At 35.5% G+C, this 19,747-nt stretch carries 21 protein-coding genes and 1 other annotated feature; of the genes, 19 read left to right on the plus strand and 2 right to left on the minus strand.

Annotation, left to right across the window (positions count from 1 at the left end; translation table 11 throughout):
- The first annotated feature begins 25 nt into the window (after window positions 1–25).
- The 5 genes from nifS (at window position 26) to JOC73_RS02250 (ending at window position 3,887) form a co-directional block, all read left to right on the plus strand.
- The gene (nifS, locus tag JOC73_RS02230; protein WP_204400223.1) at window positions 26–1,204 is read left to right on the plus strand and encodes a cysteine desulfurase NifS; all 1,179 of its coding nucleotides are present in this window, start codon (window positions 26–28) and stop codon (window positions 1,202–1,204) included.
- Window position 1,205: 1 nt separating this feature from the next.
- Window positions 1,206–1,655 (plus strand): Fe-S cluster assembly scaffold protein NifU, encoded by a 450-nt coding sequence (gene nifU / locus JOC73_RS02235; protein WP_204400224.1) that lies wholly within the window; start codon window positions 1,206–1,208, stop codon window positions 1,653–1,655.
- 165 nt (window positions 1,656–1,820) lie between these two features.
- Window positions 1,821–2,381: a PRC-barrel domain-containing protein gene (locus JOC73_RS02240; protein WP_204400225.1), complete on the plus strand. Its 561-nt coding sequence runs from the start codon at window positions 1,821–1,823 to the stop codon at window positions 2,379–2,381.
- Window positions 2,382–2,417: 36 nt separating this feature from the next.
- The gene (locus JOC73_RS02245) at window positions 2,418–2,588 is read left to right on the plus strand and encodes a hypothetical protein (protein WP_204400226.1); all 171 of its coding nucleotides are present in this window, start codon (window positions 2,418–2,420) and stop codon (window positions 2,586–2,588) included.
- A 60-nt stretch (window positions 2,589–2,648) separates the two neighbouring features.
- Complete coding sequence (locus JOC73_RS02250; protein WP_207755034.1) at window positions 2,649–3,887, plus strand: AI-2E family transporter; 1,239 nt, start codon at window positions 2,649–2,651, stop codon at window positions 3,885–3,887.
- A 109-nt stretch (window positions 3,888–3,996) separates the two neighbouring features.
- On the opposite strand, the gene JOC73_RS02255 is transcribed toward JOC73_RS02250, so the two are convergent.
- The gene (locus JOC73_RS02255) at window positions 3,997–4,299 is read right to left on the minus strand and encodes a hypothetical protein (RefSeq protein ID WP_204400227.1); all 303 of its coding nucleotides are present in this window, start codon (window positions 4,297–4,299) and stop codon (window positions 3,997–3,999) included.
- Window positions 4,300–4,694: 395 nt separating this feature from the next.
- On the opposite strand from JOC73_RS02255, the gene JOC73_RS02260 reads away from it, so the two are divergent.
- From JOC73_RS02260 to JOC73_RS02315, 12 genes are all read left to right on the plus strand, one after another.
- Entirely contained in the window at window positions 4,695–5,432 is a 738-nt protein-coding gene (locus JOC73_RS02260) for a DUF975 family protein (protein WP_204400228.1), read from the plus strand.
- Window positions 5,433–5,594: 162 nt separating this feature from the next.
- The gene (locus JOC73_RS02265; RefSeq protein WP_204400229.1) at window positions 5,595–6,953 is read left to right on the plus strand and encodes a DUF2927 domain-containing protein; all 1,359 of its coding nucleotides are present in this window, start codon (window positions 5,595–5,597) and stop codon (window positions 6,951–6,953) included.
- Window positions 6,954–7,349: 396 nt separating this feature from the next.
- Window positions 7,350–7,721, plus strand: a complete 372-nt coding sequence (locus JOC73_RS02270; RefSeq protein ID WP_204400230.1) for a hypothetical protein — start codon at window positions 7,350–7,352, stop codon at window positions 7,719–7,721.
- A gap of 37 nt (window positions 7,722–7,758) precedes the next feature.
- Complete coding sequence (locus JOC73_RS02275; RefSeq protein WP_204400231.1) at window positions 7,759–8,409, plus strand: ATP-binding cassette domain-containing protein; 651 nt, start codon at window positions 7,759–7,761, stop codon at window positions 8,407–8,409.
- A gap of 45 nt (window positions 8,410–8,454) precedes the next feature.
- Window positions 8,455–9,618: an FtsX-like permease family protein gene (locus JOC73_RS02280; protein ID WP_204400232.1), complete on the plus strand. Its 1,164-nt coding sequence runs from the start codon at window positions 8,455–8,457 to the stop codon at window positions 9,616–9,618.
- Between the two features lie 128 nt (window positions 9,619–9,746).
- Window positions 9,747–10,127 carry a hypothetical protein gene (locus tag JOC73_RS02285; RefSeq protein ID WP_204400233.1) on the plus strand — a complete coding sequence of 127 codons (381 nt, stop codon included), beginning with the start codon at window positions 9,747–9,749 and terminating at the stop codon, window positions 10,125–10,127.
- A gap of 196 nt (window positions 10,128–10,323) precedes the next feature.
- Window positions 10,324–10,534 (plus strand) — a binding site (T-box leader).
- A 162-nt stretch (window positions 10,535–10,696) separates the two neighbouring features.
- On the plus strand, window positions 10,697–13,336 hold the full coding sequence (alaS, locus tag JOC73_RS02290) for an alanine--tRNA ligase (protein ID WP_204400234.1): 2,640 nt from the start codon (window positions 10,697–10,699) through the stop codon (window positions 13,334–13,336).
- 135 nt (window positions 13,337–13,471) lie between these two features.
- Window positions 13,472–13,726 (plus strand): IreB family regulatory phosphoprotein, encoded by a 255-nt coding sequence (locus JOC73_RS02295; RefSeq protein ID WP_279381019.1) that lies wholly within the window; start codon window positions 13,472–13,474, stop codon window positions 13,724–13,726.
- A 16-nt stretch (window positions 13,727–13,742) separates the two neighbouring features.
- The gene (locus JOC73_RS02300) at window positions 13,743–15,950 is read left to right on the plus strand and encodes a hypothetical protein (RefSeq protein WP_204400235.1); all 2,208 of its coding nucleotides are present in this window, start codon (window positions 13,743–13,745) and stop codon (window positions 15,948–15,950) included.
- A 76-nt stretch (window positions 15,951–16,026) separates the two neighbouring features.
- Window positions 16,027–16,986, plus strand: a complete 960-nt coding sequence (locus tag JOC73_RS02305; RefSeq protein WP_330613062.1) for an aldo/keto reductase — start codon at window positions 16,027–16,029, stop codon at window positions 16,984–16,986.
- Window positions 16,987–16,997: 11 nt separating this feature from the next.
- Window positions 16,998–17,417, plus strand: coding sequence for a Holliday junction resolvase RuvX (gene ruvX / locus JOC73_RS02310; RefSeq protein WP_204400237.1), 420 nt, complete (start codon window positions 16,998–17,000; stop codon window positions 17,415–17,417).
- An 81-nt stretch (window positions 17,418–17,498) separates the two neighbouring features.
- On the plus strand, window positions 17,499–17,762 hold the full coding sequence (locus JOC73_RS02315; protein ID WP_204400238.1) for a DUF1292 domain-containing protein: 264 nt from the start codon (window positions 17,499–17,501) through the stop codon (window positions 17,760–17,762).
- A 6-nt stretch (window positions 17,763–17,768) separates the two neighbouring features.
- Here the strand turns inward: JOC73_RS02315 and JOC73_RS02320 are convergent, their stop codons facing one another.
- The gene (locus JOC73_RS02320) at window positions 17,769–18,209 is read right to left on the minus strand and encodes a hypothetical protein (protein ID WP_204400239.1); all 441 of its coding nucleotides are present in this window, start codon (window positions 18,207–18,209) and stop codon (window positions 17,769–17,771) included.
- Between the two features lie 78 nt (window positions 18,210–18,287).
- Between JOC73_RS02320 and sfsA the strand changes: the two genes are divergently transcribed.
- Both sfsA and JOC73_RS02330 read left to right on the plus strand, forming a co-directional pair.
- A complete protein-coding gene (gene sfsA, locus JOC73_RS02325; protein ID WP_204400240.1) occupies window positions 18,288–18,989 on the plus strand; it encodes a DNA/RNA nuclease SfsA in 702 nt (233 codons plus the stop codon).
- Between the two features lie 82 nt (window positions 18,990–19,071).
- The gene (locus JOC73_RS02330; protein WP_204400241.1) at window positions 19,072–19,506 is read left to right on the plus strand and encodes a Fur family transcriptional regulator; all 435 of its coding nucleotides are present in this window, start codon (window positions 19,072–19,074) and stop codon (window positions 19,504–19,506) included.
- Window positions 19,507–19,747 lie beyond the last annotated feature (241 nt).

Raw genomic sequence — 19,747 nt, forward strand, 5'->3', positions numbered from 1 at the left:
GGAACTTATTTAAGGAGAGGATCACATGAAGAAGAGAGTATACTTAGATTATTCAGCTACAACTCCTATGAAAAAGGAAGTTTTAGATGAAATGTTACCATTTTTTAATGTGCAATTTGGAAACCCATCCAGTATCCATTGCTTTGGACGGGAAAACAAGTCAGCTGTAGATAAAGCTAGATCAACAATAGCAAAGACTCTAAATGCAGGAGTAGATGAAATATTCTTCACAGGAGGCGGTTCTGAAGCTGATAACTGGGGGATCAAAGGTGTTGCGAATGCCCTAAAGGATAAAGGAAAGCATGTTATTACAACTAAAGTAGAACATCACGCAGTACTTCATACCTGTCAATACCTTGAAAAAGATGGATTTGATGTTACGTATCTAGATGTAGACCAATACGGCATGATCAAGATCGATGAGTTAAAGGCTGCCATTAGACCTGATACAATTTTAATAACCATCATGTTTGCCAACAATGAAATCGGAACAATCCAACCAATCAAAGAAATTGGTAAAATTGCAAAGGATTACAAGATTACCTTCCATACAGATGCTGTGCAGGCCTATGGAAATGTTAAAATAGATGTTAAAGATTTAGGGATTGATTTAATGTCCCTTTCTGCCCATAAAATCTATGGACCTAAAGGAATTGGATTACTATATATTAAAAAAGGCACGAAGATTCACCCAATTATCCATGGGGGAGCTCAAGAAAGAAGAAGAAGAGCAGGTACAGAAAATGTACCAGCTATAGTTGGTTTTGGTAAAGCAGCAGAATTAGCTTATGAAAACATTGATGAGCATGTTAATCAATTAGTTACTTTAAGGAATCGATTAATTAACGGATTACAGGAAAAAATCCCATACATCCATCTAAATGGCCATCCTACCAAAAGATTACCTGGAAATTGTAATATTTCCATTGAATTTATTGAAGGTGAAGCGTTATTATTAATGTTAGATATGGTGGGGATTGCTGGTTCTAGTGGATCTGCCTGCACATCTGGCTCCCTTGATCCATCCCATGTGTTGATGGCAATTGGATTAACCCATGAAGTAGCCCATGGCTCTCTAAGATTAACCATTGGTGATTACACAACAGAAGAAGATGTAGATTACGTGATTGAGCAACTACCACCTATCGTGGAGAGATTAAGACAAATGTCACCTTTATATGAGAAGGTAAAAGGAGGAAGATAAAATGTATAGTGAAAAAGTAATGGACCATTTCAGCAACCCAAGAAATGTTGGAGAAATAGAAAATGCTGATGCAGTGGGACAAGTAGGTAATGCTAAGTGTGGAGACATCATGAAGATGTATCTTAAAATAGAAGGAGATACGATTGTAGATGTTAAGTTTAAGACATTCGGTTGTGGTTCAGCTATTGCTACTTCCAGTATGGCAACTGAAATGATTAAGGGTAAAACCATAAAAGAAGCCTTAAATCTTACTAACAGAGCAGTGGCAGAGGCTTTAGATGGATTACCACCTGTTAAAATGCATTGTTCAGTATTGGCAGAGCAGGCAGTAAAGGCAGCAATCTATAACTATGCTAAAGAAAAAGGATTACACTTTGAAGAGTTAGAAGGTTTCAATCCTGACGAAGAACATGACCATCACGACCATGGGCATGATGAAGAAGATCATTAGAATTTAATCACCTAAGTTTAAATATATAATTTTTATGAATAAATTTCATTTTATAAGAGAAATTAAATATAGTTGAAAATACTAGAGATAAATGCAGGGATTCCCTGCATTTTTTTTTATTATTCTTCAAAAAATACTTATATCCACGGGAAAAGAGGGATATAAATGAAAAAAGGAAGTGAATTTATTGGTAGTCCCATAATTAAAGCAAATAATGAGTTGTTAGATTTCTATGTCCAAGAACCAATCTATTGTACTAGCAAATCAAGGGTATTGGGTCTTTTAGTCCAACAGCATTTGAAAAGCAAGGAAAAATTTGTAATTCAGTACAAGAAAATAAAGGACTTTAATAGTAATGGAATCGTAATTCAGCATGAAAGTGAGATTTTAAGCCCCCACCAAGTACCAGAAATAGAAGCAGCATTAAATAGAACCACTGCTATTATTGGTTTTGAAATCTATGGTGTCAGTGGCGACTTAGTTGGAGTTGTGAAGGATACTTTAATAGATTTGAAAAGTGGTAAAATCGTTGATTTAATCATCAGTGAGGGAGTTCTTACAGATTTGATGCAGGGCTACAGTATCTTTCCTTTGTCCAATAGTATTGATTTTAATCAAAACAATATTATTGTGGATTATAACCAATTTCAAAACGGAATATTATATCATCAGGGCGGTTTGAAAAAAATGCTTGGTATAGAACAACATAATAAACAAAAACTATAGATGATAACTATAAATGAATAAACAAGGAGTGATTGTATGAATAAGACAATGATGGGTTTAATCACTGGAAGTTTATTGGGAGCCACAGTCGGAATCTACGCGGTGTCTAATATGAGTCCTAGGGAAAGAAAAAAGACCTTAAGACGAACTAAAAAGATGTTGAAGGCTTCAATCCAAATGATGGGGATGGGGAATATTTTAGGGTAATTTAAAAGCAGCTAAAAAGCTGCTTTTAAAATCATTAATTTTACTGGTAAAGAAGGGGTGATGAAGGTGAATTCTCCAACAATGGAAGCAATATCCAGAAGCATACGACAGATAACTGAAGGTGATTTTTTTCAAGACTTTATGACTTTTATTACCCAAATATTAGTGCTGTTTTTGATTGTTTTTGCCATCTACTATCTAATACATATAGGCAACAATCATGTAGATCCTAAAAAACGCATTAATCTACAAAGAAAGCAAATACTGAACTTTATTTTATTGTTTATATTTCTTTCTTTTTTACTAGTTGTATTGAAGTTAAGATTTATCCTGTTTGAAATTTTAGCACCCTTTATGGGAGCCATTGTTCTAGCGTATGTTTTGAATCCTTTTGTTAAATTTTTAAACAAAAAAGGAATCAGCAGATTGTGGGGAGTGCTATTGATTTATCTAGCCTTCTCATTGGTGATTCTAGTGCTATCTCTAACGTTAATTCCAAAAATGACAACTGAAGTAAAGGGATTGATGGAGGTACTACCAGAGTATAGTAATGGTGCCTATGAGTATTTACATAGTACTTACTTAAAGTTTAATCAAAACCTAGAAAGTCTTCCACCAGAGTTTGATGGGGTGAGAAGTTTACTACAGAACAATATTGAGCGGATTCAAGAGTTGGTGGTGGGGTTAATTACAGTTGTTACTAATTCCCTGTTGGCAATCTTCTCACGGATTTTTAGTATTATATTAATTCCCATTCTATCTTTCTATTTCTTAAAGGACGCAGAGGAATTTAAGAAAGCCCTTATTCTCTTTATTCCCAGTAGTGTAAGGAAAAAATCATTGGAAATGGCGAAGGATTTTGATACGGTGCTGGGAGGATTTATACGGGGGCAAATGATTGTAGCCTCCTTTGTGGGGATTTTGACCACTATAGCTCTGTTGATTATGAGGGTGGACTTTGCAGTACTGGTGGGATTAATAGCAGGTGTAGCCAATGTCATCCCCTATTTTGGTCCAGTAATCGGTATTATACCAGGTGCTTTTTTTGCCCTGATGGATAGTCCGATCAAAGCAGTATATGTGGTGATTACCTTTGTAGTTATTCAACAGTTTGAAAGTGGTATCCTGTCTCCCAAGATTGTTGGAAAAAGTGTTGGGATTCATCCTGTATGGGTGATTTTTGCACTAGTGATTGGTGGGAAATTTTTTGGTTTGATAGGGCTTTTAATCGCTGTTCCTGCGGCGGGGATTATTAAGGTGATTGGAAAGCATCTGGTTGATTATATAGTGAGATTGTAGTTAAAAGATACTATCGGAAAAAGAGAGACATCAAAGTATTAATGACTGTATTTAAAAATCAAAGGAGCTTATAAATAGAAAAGACTGGTGAAAAGATTTTTACTTTTCATCAGTCTTTTCTATTGAAATATCTAATAAAATAGTAAAGTCCAAAGGGGATTTGTAGGGTTGATAATCCTAATATCGGCAAACCAAAGACAAGGAAATTCAGTATAGTGTGGACGAAGGTATTTCCATCAAAAAACTCAGCTAAACGGGGAAAGGCATAAATAGATCCAAGGAAAAGTATCAAACAAATTAAACCACGAAGCATAATCAACAAACCAGCTTTTCTATTATGATTACTCTTTTTACCGTGGAGGTCTACATCATATCCGCCTTTGTTGGTAAAGTGCTGTCCTATTGACCACATGATCATACCTCCCTTTTATTGAATACGCTTACTTAATCCCATTATATGTTAATGTGGCAAATACAGCAACTAATATACTAAAATAAATAACTCCAAAATATTACAAAAAAGGAGGGGTTAGGCTTAATGAGTAGAATCTTATCTTGGTATATGGAATTATATAGAAAATAGAAAAATAAAGAAGGTGAAATAATAAAGAAAGTTTTGTTAGGTCTAATCGTCGTTTGCCTATTACTCTATATCACCAATCCTACAAAAGGAGTAAAATTTTAACGGAGTTAACTTGGTTACACAGATAAAAATTTAACAACTTTCAATTAAATAATGATATAATACATGTAGAAGTAATTATATAAATAAAATTACTATTAAAAACTTCAACAGGGGGTTTGTTTATGTGGACGAGGGCGGAACTTAAATCAAGGGCATGGGAAGTTTTAAGAAGTGTTTACTGGAAGGCAGTATTGGTAAGTTTGATCATTGGAGTATCAAGTTTTCAGTTTGCAAATAAAAGTGATCATAATCAGAATAGTAGATGGAACAGAGGAGTTAATATTAGTCCTAGTGATATAAAGGAATGGTTCTTTCCGGCTCTAGCTATAATGATTGTTATTGGAATTATTATTGTAGCAAGTATCCTAATGAGAATTTTATTAGGGTATCACCTAGAGGTTGGTGGAAGAAGATTCTTCATCAAGGCAGCAGAGGAAAAAGAGGGGAGATTTGAGACTTTAGGGTATACTTTTAAGGGTGATAGATATGCTAACGTAACTAAAACAATGTTAATTAGAGGGGTGTCAATACTTCTCTGGACTTTGCTATTAATCTTTCCTGGAATCATCAAATACTATGCCTATAGGATGGTTCCATATATCTTAGCAGAGAATCCTCAGTTGTGTCATGAAAGAGCTTTGGAAATAAGTGACAACATGACTATGGGACAGAAATTTAATATGTTTGTATTAGATTTATCTTTTATAGGTTGGTATATATTAGGCGCGTTGACCTTTGGTATAGGCAGTATCTTCATCATGCCATATGTAAATGCTACTTTTGCAGAGTTGTATCTGACCTTAAAGGCACAGGCTATTGATTCGGGTCTATGTGGAGCTGATGAGTTAAAGGAATGTTAAGAATAAAGGGATGCTTGCGTTAATAGAGAAGGGGGTGACTCCTTCTTTTTCGTTTTAAGACTATTGTTTTTAAAGATTGGGATAATTGGGTAAAATAAATAAAATGGAGTTTTGTTTTTAGAGCTACTTCAATAAATCGAAAGATAAAAATGAGGTGAGGCATTGGAAATTAAATCGTTTAAATTCATTAGTATCGGGATCATTATTCTAATCATAAGTGTCGGGGTTGTAATCTACAATAGTTTTTTCACTGGCAGGATTGACCAACAGTTATTCTTCAACGAACCCAATTGGGATTTACCGATGGAGAAGGCAATAGATGAAGAAGGATTCCTTAAAAAAGAGGGGAAATCTAATGATTATTATATTTTGATAAAAGAGTTTGGTATGTTTCAACGGGATGGCAACTATGAATACCTATACAATAAAACGACTAAAAAACTAGAACAGCTACGTCTAAAGATAAAGTTTAAAAGAGTAAATCTGTTAGACAAAGCCTTTGCTGATATGGTACATGAGTTGGAAGAAAAGTATGGTACTTCAGATGTAAGGGTAGTCAGTAGGGATGATTCCAGTAAAATCAAAAACCTGGGATGGAAATTAGATAACCATACTTTAATCGTTGAAAATCATCCAGAAGAAAAATATATCAGAATCATTTTTGATAGAACACCGCCAGAAGCCCCCGTCATTATAGGAGTAGAGGAAAATAAGACCTATATATTAGAATCAGTTACAATCCAAGTAGATAACATAGATGCGTATACCAGCTATGAAGCCAGTATTGATGGTAAGCCGTATGTATTGGGAACTGAATATAAAGTGGAAGGAAAGCATGAAATAAAGGTAGTTGCTAGAAAGAATGGCATGACCAAAGAAACTAAAGTACCCTTTGAAATAGATCTGACCACCTATTCAAAAAAGGAAGTAGAATATTTTACTGAGATTGCATTGGGTTCAGAATTCGGTGGAGCAAGCAAGGTGGTTCGAAAATGGACTGAAGATGTGAAAATCAAACTACATGGAAACCCCAGTAAAGAGAGTCTTGAAACATTAAATCAAGTCGTTGAGGACTTAAATGAAATTATAGAGACAATCGAAATCAGTGTTTTAGATAAGGATACAGAGGAAGAAGGTAATATAGATATGTACTTTATCCCCCATGAGGATTATAAAGACTACACATATAATAAAACCCTTCAACGTCAAGTGGCTTTCTTCCAATATTACTCAAACCATGAAAAAGCCATATATGGTGCTAGAATATTCTTACCCACCACCCGTTTTAATCAAATGAATAGAAATCATCTCATCAGAGAGGAACTTACCCAAGCCCTAGGAATGGGAAATGATTCGTGGTTGTATGATGATAGTGTATTTTATCAGGGGAGAAATTTTCCCGACAAATATACTGAATATGATGAAAAGGTGATTGAAATACTTTATAGGGAGGATATTGAGTTGGGGATGAATCAAGATGAAGTGATGGAGGTGTTGAGGGGGAGAATTGTTGGAAATTGAGATAACTATCAAAAACCTATGAGGAGCTTGTTGACAAAGTCAACAAGCTTCATCTTCTTCAAAATACCTTTAGATCCGCGGAAGAAAAAAACAGGTGACTAGACCGAATAAAACAACAAATAATTTCGCATATTTTATTGATTTTTTGAGTTATAGAATAATATTACATATAAAATTTCGATATTTATAAAAAAAATAAAAAAAGGTGAAATGAAAAAGTAACTTCCACTTTGTACAAGTAAAGTCCATCGGAACAAATGTTTCTAAGATTTTTTAAGCAGGAAACAGTTTATTTCTAGATAATAAAAGATAAATTTGGTATAATTATGGGTAAATTAGGCAAAACTATTTATGTTTTGGGAATTTTTCATTCATGACCAATCTGATAGAATAGCGTTGTTTAACAATGTTTATAAGCACCACAAACTTGGAGGCGTATTTGTTTTCAACTATTTAGATCAACCACATAATATATTGACAGAGGGGGATAAAATACCTGTTTATTTATTTAATATGAAGCAAAAATCTTTAATTATGTTAACTGAAAGAATTGTATTTAAAGATAACCTGAGTATTATTAATGCTTATTATGAAAAGACAGAAAGTGATAGAAAGACAACTAGATACATAGCTGCATTGACGAAGTCGATTTTAAATAAACAACTGATTCACGATATAACCGATAATACTCAATTTCAAAAAGAATCTGAAAATATGGTCATGACGGTAGAAGGGTTACTACGGTTTGAGGTATTAACTAAAAAATAAGAATAACGACATTCATAAAAGGGGGAAATGAGATCTTATGGATTTAAGAGTTAAAAATTTGTGTAAAGATTATATCAAGAATAAAAGAAAAATTAATGTAATAAAAAATTTTAACTACCACTTTAAATCAGGAAAAATATACCTTGTAAAAGGAGAATCAGGAAAAGGAAAGACGACGTTACTGACCCTATTGGCATTACTCCAAAATGAAACGAGTGGAAGTATTTACTTTGATGACAAACAAGTCAATGCATTGAACAATGAGGTAAAATGCCAGATAAGAAGAGAGAAAATTGGTGTTATTTATCAGGATTTTAACTTGTTAGATCGATTAACTGTTCTTGAAAATATTATTCTACTTGATGTATGTGAGAAAAGGAAATCTAAACAAGAGGCTATTTCAGATGCAGAGAAGATCCTTGAAATGTTAAACTTAAGTCATAGAGCAAATCATTATCCTTTTGAATTATCAGGGGGAGAACAACAACGTGTTGGGGTAGCTAGGGCTGTGGTAAAGAATCCATCAATATTAATTGGGGATGAACCAGTATCAAATTTAGATGCTGAAAACTCCAAAAAAATAGTCGATTTTATCAAACATTATTGTCGTGATAACAATAAACTATGTATTGTAACAAGCCACGATGAGTCCTTTGACCAGTACGCTGATGAGATCATATACCTGTAAAGGCTGTGTTTTTAAAATTTAAGGATTTGGAAAGGATGATGCTTTATGTTTCAAAAGGTTTTTATAAATATATTTTTTGAAAAGAGAAGAACTCTGGTAGCTTTCATGAGTATTATCATTATTTTACTTATGTATATAGGGGTTCAGACAGTATTTTACATCAAAGAGTCCAATAATTTAAATGTTCCCGATGTTACGATGAGTGGTAGAGGGGATGAAGATGGTGAGATAAGGTTTAAACTATATAAGGAAGTTTTAGGGTTAAGTAAAGAATTAGACGAACTTCTTGAAGAAAAATCGACAGTCTACAGTATAACAGCAAGAAATATTCTAACTGTAGATGGTATACAGGAAGTAGAAAAAATAAATTATTGGATTTATGGGGTTAGTGATTCTTTTTTTGAGCAAGAGTTAAAAGACTCATTGAAAGAGGGAGCTTTACCTCAAAAAGGGATGAAGGAAATTATAATAGGTAGTTATACAGCAAGGAAATACAATGCTAAAGTTGGAGAATTAATTGATTTACCAATTACGTTAAAAGAACAAGTAAATCAAAACGATCTTTCACAGTATAAAGTTGTAGGAATACTGAATGATAATATTAGCTACTTCAGAGGAGCATTATTTATTTCTAAAGAAACCTTTAAAAAGCATAACCCCGATTGGGCTGAAGCTGAGAATATGGTATTTGCATATTTTAACAATTCCAGCAATGAAGTCTACGAAGAAATGCTTGATAACAATCCTTTGATTAGTAAGTATAATATTGGTAGTATATCAAATAATTATATTCAAAAACAGAATAGCATGACTAATATTCTAATCAACGCACTAATGACCTTTGGTATATCATGTATTATTTTGTTTCTACTTATTTCTTATATCATGAAAGGTATATCAAAAAAAATTGGATTGTTAAAAGCATTAGGTATTTCGGATAAATACATAAATAAGGTTTTTATTGGAGGTATGGGATTATTCATGCTTTTATCCTTACTAACATCGTTAGCTGGAGTTTTTGCTATTAATAAATATCTAAATTACAGTTTTAGTAAATTCCTTGGATATAAGGTCGTGTTTTATATATTTAATATGAATGTTGTCGGTGTTTTGTCTGGCGTAGTGCTATTGCTTTTTATCATAACTTTCTTTACTACAAGATTAACAAGTTCAAGAATATCACCTAGAGATGCTATGCTAAAAGTATAGAGATGCTTTATGAGAAGAAATAATAGGTAAAGGAGGAAGTATAATTATTTAAAAATTTCATCTAAAATAATTATGCAAACATTATGAAACAAGAAAAAAGTAAGCATCTTAAAATAGGAGTTATATTATTGGCTATAATGACAGGAATTATTTGTGGAGATGTTGTGTATAGATCTATCTCGCAAACAAATAATGCTGAGGCAAGTAATGGTCAAAGCAACCATGTAATTAATGAAAATGTTGAGTTTGGAAGGTATGATGCTGATAGGACTTTAACTTTTATGATCCAAGAACAGAAAAAAATAAACGTTACAATCAATGCGCAACTGGGAGCTGGTGCAATTACTTTCTATATAATGTCTCCTGATAAAGAAGTTCTTTATGAAAAGGGTGGACAAAAGATTGAGGATCATATACAGCTAGATGTATATGAGGGTACGTGGTATTGGAGAATCGTCTGCGAAGAGGGTGAAGATGGTACTTATAGTATTAGTGGTATAGCTGAGTAGGCTTTCAATAAAATGATTGTGATGATAAAGAAGGGGTACACCCCTTCTTTTGATCTTTAGTGAAGAAGTTAATGAAAAATTTATATTAATTAGTAAATCAGCAAATACTATTCAAAGGACACAACCACCAAAAAATTTTCCAACAATCATTGACAAAACCAAACTATCATAATATAATTTCAATAACTCAATATTCCAAAAAGCTATGAAGAGAAGGAGTAGTATGGATGGATTCTTTCAGAGAGGAGGTTCTTGGCTGTAAAACCTCTAGATACACCATATGAAGCAGTCTCAGAGCTATCATCTTGAAACAGTAGTAGAGATGATCGGTAATTCCGTTAAATTATTAAACCAAAGCGACCTTTTAGGTAATTAGGGTGGTACCGCGGGTAATCCTCGTCCCTATATATTATCTATTTGGGTGGCTTTTTATTTTTGTCTTTATGTTTTATCTTAAAAAAACCATATATAAGGAAACTACACTTCATTCAATACCAGCAAGGGAAGGTTCTTTTGCATAGATACATAGGATGTGTATTTTCCTTCCATAAATCGAAGGAGGAAATAACATGGAAAAAATGGGTTTAAATGAAATCAGAAAAATGTTTTTAGAATTCTTTGAATCAAAGGGTCACCTAGCAGTACCTAGTGCTTCATTGGTACCCCACAACGACAACAGTGTACTATTAATTATTGCAGGGATGGCTCCCCTAAAGCCCTACTTTGCAGGGACAGAAGTACCACCAAAAAATAGAATGGCATCATGTCAAAAGTGTATCCGTACAGATGATATTGAAAACGTAGGAAAGACTTCAAGACATGCGACATTCTTTGAAATGTTAGGAAACTTCTCATTTGGAGACTACTTCAAAAAAGAGTCTATCCAATGGGGATGGGAGTTCGTTACCGACTACCTAAAGCTACCTTTAGACAAGGTATGGGTATCGGTTTACGAAGAAGATGACGAAGCCTATGAAATCTGGAACAAACAAGTGGGCGTACCAGCCGACAAAATTGTTCGTCTGGGAAAAGCAGATAACTTCTGGGAAATCGGAGTAGGTCCTTGTGGTCCTTGTTCAGAAATCTATTTCGACAGAGGAGAAAAATACGGCTGTGGTCATGAAGCTTGTAAGCCAGGCTGTGACTGTGATAGATTTGTTGAGTTCTGGAACCACGTATTTACTCAATTTGATAGAGATGAAGCAGGTAACTACAATCCTCTACCAAATCCAAACATAGATACAGGAATGGGTCTAGAGAGAATCGCTTGCATCATGCAGGGAGTAGACTCAATATTTGACGTAGATACAATGAAATATATATTAGAGCAGGTATGCGAAAAAACATCTGCTCAATACAACCAAGATACAAAGACAAATACATCTATACGAATCATTACAGACCATATCCGTTCAGTTACATTCATGGTAAGTGACGGAATCATTCCAAGTAATGAAGGTAGAGGATATGTATTAAGAAAACTACTGAGAAGAGCTGCTAGACATGGTAAGCTATTAGGCAGAACAACTACCTTCTTATATGAGCTAGTAGATGCAGTCATCAAAATGTATGGAGAGACATATACAGAGCTACAAGAAAAGCGAGAATATATCCAAAGAGTGATTAAAGTAGAGGAAGAAAGATTCCAAGAGACAATCCACCAAGGAATTGATATCCTTAACGAATACATTGAAACAATGGAAAAAGAAGGGATAAAGCAACTTTCTGGAGAGGCTGCCTTCAAGCTATATGATACCTTTGGTTTCCCACTGGATTTAACAAAAGAAATCTTAGAGGAAAAGGGGCTAGAGGTTGACGAAGCCAGCTTCCAAGAGGAAATGGAAAAGCAAAGAAATAGAGCAAGAAAAGCTAGAAGTGGGGAAGATCACGAAGGCTGGAAGGAAGATATCTTTGCAACTTTAGACAGAGACATCCAAACAACCTTCAAGGGCTATGGCAACCTAGAGGGGGAAGGAAAAGTATTATCCATTATCCATGAAAATGCCACAGTTAAAGAAATCAATGCAGGAGAAGAAGCCACCATCATCCTAGACGAGACACCCTTCTACGGTGAAGGTGGAGGTCAAGTTGGGGACCAAGGTAGAATCTTCAACGACAACTTTATTGCTACAGTAGTTGATACAAAGAAGGGCATAAACAACAGAATACACCTAATGGTACAGGTGCAAGAGGGTAAATTAGCATTAGGAGATAACATCAAAGGAGAAGTAAACGAATCTACTAGAAAGAATACTGAAAGAAACCATACAGCTACCCACCTTTTACACAAGGCATTAAAGGAAATAGTGGGAAATCATGTGCAACAGGCAGGTTCTTTAGTAACTCCAGAAAGATTACGTTTTGACTTCACCCATTTTGAAGGATTAACTGAGGAACAAATCAAATCCATTGAAGAAATTTTGAACACAAAAATCCTTGCTGCCCTAGCGGTGGAAGCATTTGAAACCTCCATCAAGGAAGCAAAGGAAATGGGAGCAGAAGCCCTATTCGGGGAAAAATATGGAGAAACAGTTCGAGTAGTCAAGGCAGGGGATTTCAGTACAGAGCTTTGCGGTGGAACCCATGTGAAAAACACCAGCGAAATAGGTACTTTCCTAATCCTGAGTGAAGCTGGGGTTGCGGCAGGTACGAGAAGAATCGAGGCTTTAACAGGTTCAGAAGCCTATAAATATATCAATCAACAAAGAAACACAGTAGCAAGGGCAGCAGAGGTTGTAAAGACCCAAGAAGCTCTTTTAATCAATCGTTTAGAGGCGATTATGGCAGAGTTAAAGGAAAAGGATCGTGAGATTGACAGATTAAAGAGTCAATTGGCATCTGGAGCAACAGATCAAATCCTAGCTGATGCAACGATGGTCAATGATGCAAAGGTAATTGTACACCATATGGGAGAAACCAATATGGATGATTTAAGAAAAGTTGCAGACGTGTTAAAAGAGAAGGTAACAACAGGTGTGATTGTTCTTGCAGGTGAAAATGATGGGAAAGCAAACTTTGTAACAGTGGTGACAAAGGACTTAACCAAGAAGGGAATCCACGCAGGAAACCTTGTAAAAGAAGCGGCTAAAGTAACTGGCGGCGGTGGCGGTGGAAGACCTGACATGGCTCAAGCCGGTGGAAAAGATGCTACAAAAATAAATGAGGCATTAGAAACTGTAAAAAGTTTACTTATGCCACAACTTGGATAGAATACAAATAGTAGCAGAAGGAAAAGGACATGGATGACCATGTCCTTTTCTAAAACTAAATTTTTTTGTTGGATTGAGGTATAGGGATAAAATATGGTAAAATAATAATAACTGAAGACGAAGGGAGAGAAAAATATGACTGAAAAAATGGATTTTACAGCGAAATTCAATTTGGATAAAGAAAAAGGGAAGAAGGCCCACGAGATTATTACGTCCGTGTACAAATCTTTAGAGGAAAAAGGGTACAACCCCATCAATCAATTTATTGGATACATACTATCAGGAGACCCTACATACATCACGAGTCATAATGATGCTAGAAGTGTAATCCGTCAACTAGAGAGGGACGAACTGCTAGAAGAACTATTGAAATCCTATTTAGAGAAATAAACGGGAGCGAACTGTTTTGAAAATTGCCAGATTAATCCTATTAAAGCTTTTAATAATAGCCACCATAGTTACCCTACCTTTATCTGTAAATGCCATTGAAAACCAACAGGAAGAAGATAAGAAGGTGGTGATGGTGGTTATTAACCATGCCAACCTAAAGGATTTAAAAAGCATGGAGGAAATCCATCGATTGATGGAGGAAGGTTCTATTGGATTAATGAACATTCGGGCGGCAGGGAGATATAGTCAGTACAAATCCTATGCCACCATTGGATGGGGTACAAGGGCAGAGGCTAGTAGTGATCATCAGGAGTTTGTGAAGATTAATGAAGAATCTGCCGCCATCTACCAACGGAGGACAGGACGTTCTCCTGCCTTAGGAGGAATCATTAACCTATCAATCAATCAATTGAAGGATCAAAATGCAAAAGGGGAATACAAAGCCTTCCCAGGTACGCTGGGGGAGGTGCTGAAGGTCAATGGATTAAAGACGGTTGTATTGGGAAATAGCGATACAGATGAAAATAAAATTTCTTCAGTAGCCCTTATTCCTATGGACAAAACAGGTCATATTGATTACGGAGATGTTGGGGAGGACATGATTATGAAAAATCCCCAAAGACCCTACGGTATCCAAACCAACTATAATGTTCTATTTAATCGCTTTACGAGTTTATACAGTTCTGGAGACTTCATTGTGATTGAAACAGGAGATTTATCTAGGCTGGAAAGCTACAGAAACTATCTCCACAATGGAACGTATCAACGTCATAGGGAAAATATATTGCAGGAAATTAATACGTTTACTGAACAATTGACTGGATACATAAAGGATGACAATACCCTCTTGATGGTGGTGGTGCCTTATCCTTCAAATGATGTCTTTGAAACAGGAGAAAGAATTACTCCTGTTGTGTTTTATAGTAAAGAAATAAATGAAGGTCTTTTGACCTCCGATACCACCAGAAGAGAAGGGATCATTGCTAATATAGACATAGCTCCTACTATTCTAAAGTATTTTGGTCTGACTACTGAAGAAATGACAGGGAGAGAAATCCAAACCCTTCCGTGGGAAAGTAATATTACATATCTACAACAACTGAAAAATAAAGTACTCAAAACCTCTCAACAACGTTATAGAGTCCTTTATACTTTTGCAGTTTTTGAAATGTTGGCATCTGTATTGACGTTGTTATTAATCGTCTATAAAAAAAGAGTACCTGAGGGATGGAAAAAGCCTATTGCCAGTGTACTACTGGCAACCATAGTAGCCCCCTTTATGATTTTAATTTTACCATTACTGGGGAGTTACAATATTTTCATAACCTATATTCTTTTGGTTCTTGGCACCTGCATCATTGTTTTTTTGCTGGAGCGGGTTTTCAAAAAAGACCCTGTAGGCATGTTGATTGCCACGACTGGGCTAGTTGTATTGGGGCTGGTAGTGGATATCGTGACGGGTCAAAATTTAATTAAAAACTCCATACTGGGCTATGATCCTATTATAGGAGCAAGATATTATGGTATCGGTAATGAATTTGCAGGGGTTTTCGTTGGAGCCTCTTTAGTATTCACCACCGCTATCGTGGAGAAAAACAACAAACTGAGAGGGCTTATTCCCTTCTTTTATTTGTTTTTGATAATGGTAATGGGCTTTCCCAAATGGGGTGCTAATGTTGGAGGAACCATTACAGCCATGGTTGCTTTTTTATTCACTACCTTTAGATTAATGGGCCTACGGATGAATCTAAAAAAATGGGCAATGATTGGGCTGATGGTGTTCATGGGTGTAGCTGCCTTTGCAGTGGTGGATTTGTTTATTCTAGAAAGTAAATCCCATTTGGCAGGGGCTATCCAACAAATTATCCGAGGTGGCCCTTGGGTGATCCTTCAAATTATTACTAGGAAAATCGCTATGAATATACGGGTGATGGGAGTTACTATATGGAGTCGTGTTCTATTAATGGCAATACTTGTACTTGGAGTATTGCTGTACAAACCCATCGGTGTATTAAAGAAAATTGCAAATGCTTATCCTCAACTGGCCATCGGGTGGACAGGGATATTAGTTGCCTGTGGTGTGGGATTTGCCTTCAATGATTCAGGGGTAGTAACTGCAGCATTGGCAGCGATTTTTCTATCAACATCCATTCTGTATCTAGTACTGAAGGATTTTGGTCAGAGAGTCTCTAATACCTTAGATTTAGATGATGAAGTAAAATAATAGTAAGTTAAAAGATTAATAGTAAGATAAGATTTAAGATTTTTTAAGAATCAATTAGAAAATGGAGAATTGGATTGTGGTAAAACTTGCAAAAAATCAATTAGGAACAACAGGATTGGAGGTATCAAGGCTTTGCTTTGGAGGCCTGACCATGGGACCCCTCCAGTCCAATATGTCCCCCAAGGATGGTGGGGCTTTAATTATTCATGGTTTTGAAAAGGGAATCAACTTTATAGACACCGCCGAGCTTTATGAGACTTATCACCACATCAGAGAGGCACTGAAGGTCATTCCTAGGGATGAATTTGTCATTGCCACTAAATCCTATGCCTACTCTAAGGAAACAGCAGAGGAAAGCTTGAAGAAGGCAATGGAGGAAATGGCGGTGGATATGATAGATGTATTTCTTCTCCACGAGCAGGAGAATGAGCATACCCTTAGGGGACACTATGAAGCTTTAGAATATTTTATTAAAATGAAGGAAAAGGGGTATATAAAAGCTGTAGGGTTGTCGACCCACCACATTGCTGCTGTAAAAGCCTCTTTAAAGATGCCTGAAATAGAAGTACTTCACCCTATAGTTAATATCAATGGGCTAGGAATACAGGATGGCAACATTACAGAAATGCTGGAGCATCTAAAAACCGCCCACCACATGGGTAAGGGTATTTATGCCATGAAGCCCCTAGGGGGAGGAAATCTTCTAAGAAATTTTCAAGCCTCCTTTGACTTTGTGTTGAATTTACCCAACATAGATTCCATTGCTGTAGGAATGCAGAACACCAATGAAATAGATATCAATGTAGGGATCTTTCAAGGACAACCTATCGATGGGGAATTAATGAAAAGGGTTAAAATTGAGGATAAAAAGCTCAATATAGCCCATTGGTGTGAGGTCTGTGGTAAATGCTTGGAGGGTTGTAGTCATCAGGCTCTAAAAATAGTAGATAACAAGCTACAGGTGGATCATAGTAAATGCGTCCTTTGTGGTTATTGTTCAAAACATTGTCCACAATTTTGTATTAAGGTGGTGTAGGAGGTAAATTTATGGCAAGAGTGATGGGATTAGACGTAGGAGATAAAACCATTGGAGTAGCCGCCAGCGATTTGATGGGGTGGACTGCTCAAGGTATTGAGACGATTCAAAGAATAGGTATCAAAAAAGATCTAAGAAGATTAGAAGAATTGGTGGAGGAATACGAAGTACACAAATTTGTAGTTGGGCTCCCAAAGAATATGAATGGTACTGTTGGACCCCAAGGGGAGAAAACGCTAGAATTTGTGGAGCGACTAAAAAAGAGATTCCCTAAAGTAGAGGTAGTGATGTGGGATGAACGATTAACCACTGTAGCCGCTGAAAGAGCCTTGATTCAAGCGGATGTCAGCAGAAAAAAGCGAAAGGAAGTTATTGATAAAATGGCTGCGGTATATATTTTACAGGGATATTTAGACAGCATCAGTAAATAATATTAAAAGTAGTATTTTTTTCTAGCAATATAGTATATAATACTAGAGTGGCTAAGACCAAATGGAAAGGAGAATTTTAAAATGGAAGAAAGAGAAAACTTTATAACATTAGTAGACGAGCAAGGTAAAGAAGAGGAATTTGAGATTTTAATGACTCTTGAAGTAGAAGAAAACGAATATGCAATCCTTGCGCCAGTAGAAGGCGATGAAGATGAAGATGCTTACATATTCAAAATTGTTAGTGAAAGTGAAGAAGAATATACTTTAATAGCAATTGAAGATGATGAAGAATATGAAAATGTAGTTGCTGCTTATGAAGCAATTGTAGATGCAGAAGAAGAATAAGATGGACTACCAAGTCCATCTTTTTCTTTTATTTATGGAAAAACTCGATATAAGGGCCGCTACCGCCGATAGAGTAAGGAAAATACTTAATATATAAGTACTTAATTGAGTATCCATTTGACTTAAGCCAAAACCTGTTTTAAATAGTACTGGTGGTAAAGTTAAGGCACGATCGTATCCCAAAATAATAAGCAATGCTGTTAGGGAAAGGATTGGTATGATAATGGTTCCTACTGTAGAGAATATAGGAAACAGGAATCTACCGTGATGATTATAGCCCTTAATAAAACCAATTATTGCCCCAATGGCAGCTAGACTTGGGATGATATATGCTGGATGAAAGTAAGCCTCAACGTCAGGCACATATTCATTGACTACTACTGCTAGGGTCATGCCGAGGACAAACCCTAGGAATAATCCATGAATCATATTAAAAAATGTTTTCAAGTGGATTAACCCCCCTCATAGAATACTTTATTCGACATATTTATCTTAGATTTAGTATAACATAAGTAGGTGAAAAATATGAGAGTAAATATTGAAGGTAATAAGATAACTGGCATTTTTCAAAAAAGAATCAATCGATTTGTAGCAGAGGTATTGATAGATGGAGAAGTCTGTATCACCCATGTGCCTAATACTGGCAGAATGAAAGAGTTGTTAATACCAGGTGAAAAGGTTATATTAAGGAGAGTAGATGAGCCCCACAGAAAAACCTGTTACGATTTATTATTTGCATATAGGGATGACATATTGGTGGCTTTGGATTCGAAACTCCCCAATACAATATTAGAAAAATATTTTAAAGAAGGATTGATTCCTTATTTTAGTGGGTATAATCAGGTAAGGAGAGAGGTTTTTTATGGCAAAAGTAAGTTTGACTTTTCCTTAGATGACCAAAATGGGAATCATGCCCTTATAGAAGCTAAGTGTGGTACGTTAGTAAGGGAGTCTGGATTAGCCACCTTCCCCGACGCCCCCACAGACAGAGGAAGGAAGCATGTATTAGAGCTAATTAATGCAGTGGAGGAAGGTATTCGTGGAGCAGTATTTTTTATCATCCAAAGAAGTGATGGGGATCTTTTTACACCAAATTTTCATATGGATGAAAAGATCTATCAAGCAGTGGCAATGGCAAAGGAAAAAGGTGTAGAATTCTATGCCTACAACTGTCATGTGACCCCTGATTATATTCAGTTGGCAGATGAAATAAGTATTATTATTTGAAAATAATGGATTGACAAAACACCCTTAAAAGTATATACTTTTATTTGAAAAGTGTTATTATTTGAGAAATGTAGGTGAGATAATGGAAAACCTAATGGAAGAATTAAAGGACAGGTTAAAGGAGAAAGGATTAAAACTGACTCCCCAAAGAAGAGCTACCCTAGAGGTACTATTTACTAATCAAGGAGAACATCTAAATACTGAGGAAATCTATGACATAGTAAAGGAAAAATGTCCAGAAATTGGATTGGCTACAGTTTATAGAACACTACAGTTGTTAGATGAAATGGGACTGATTTCAAAGCTGAACCTAGATGATGGTTGTAGTCGATATGAGTACAACAATCACGATGATGATCATCAGCATCACCATCTAATTTGTCAAATCTGTGGTGGTGTAACAGAGGTAGAAATTGACTTGCTAGAGCAGTTAGAAGACGCAATAGAAAATGAGTACAAGTTTAAAATAAAAGATCATAAGGTGAAGTTTTTCGGGATTTGTTCAAAATGTGAATAGTCTTGCGAGTACTTGCAAGGCTTTTTTTTATCTTATAAATTTACTAAAATACTTCTTTTCTCATTTAAAATTTTAATTTTAGGATAGAATATATTATATAAGGATAAATTAGAAACAGTAGATTAGGCAAAATATTATTTAATATAGATGATATCTATGGTAGAATATTCTTTAGGTGTGTAAGAACGGATTAATCATTTATATTTGTAGAAAATATAGAAATACAAATGGGCGGATTATA

The organism is Alkaliphilus hydrothermalis (genome assembly GCF_016908555.1).
Lineage (GTDB): Bacteria > Bacillota > Clostridia > Peptostreptococcales > Natronincolaceae > Alkaliphilus > Alkaliphilus hydrothermalis.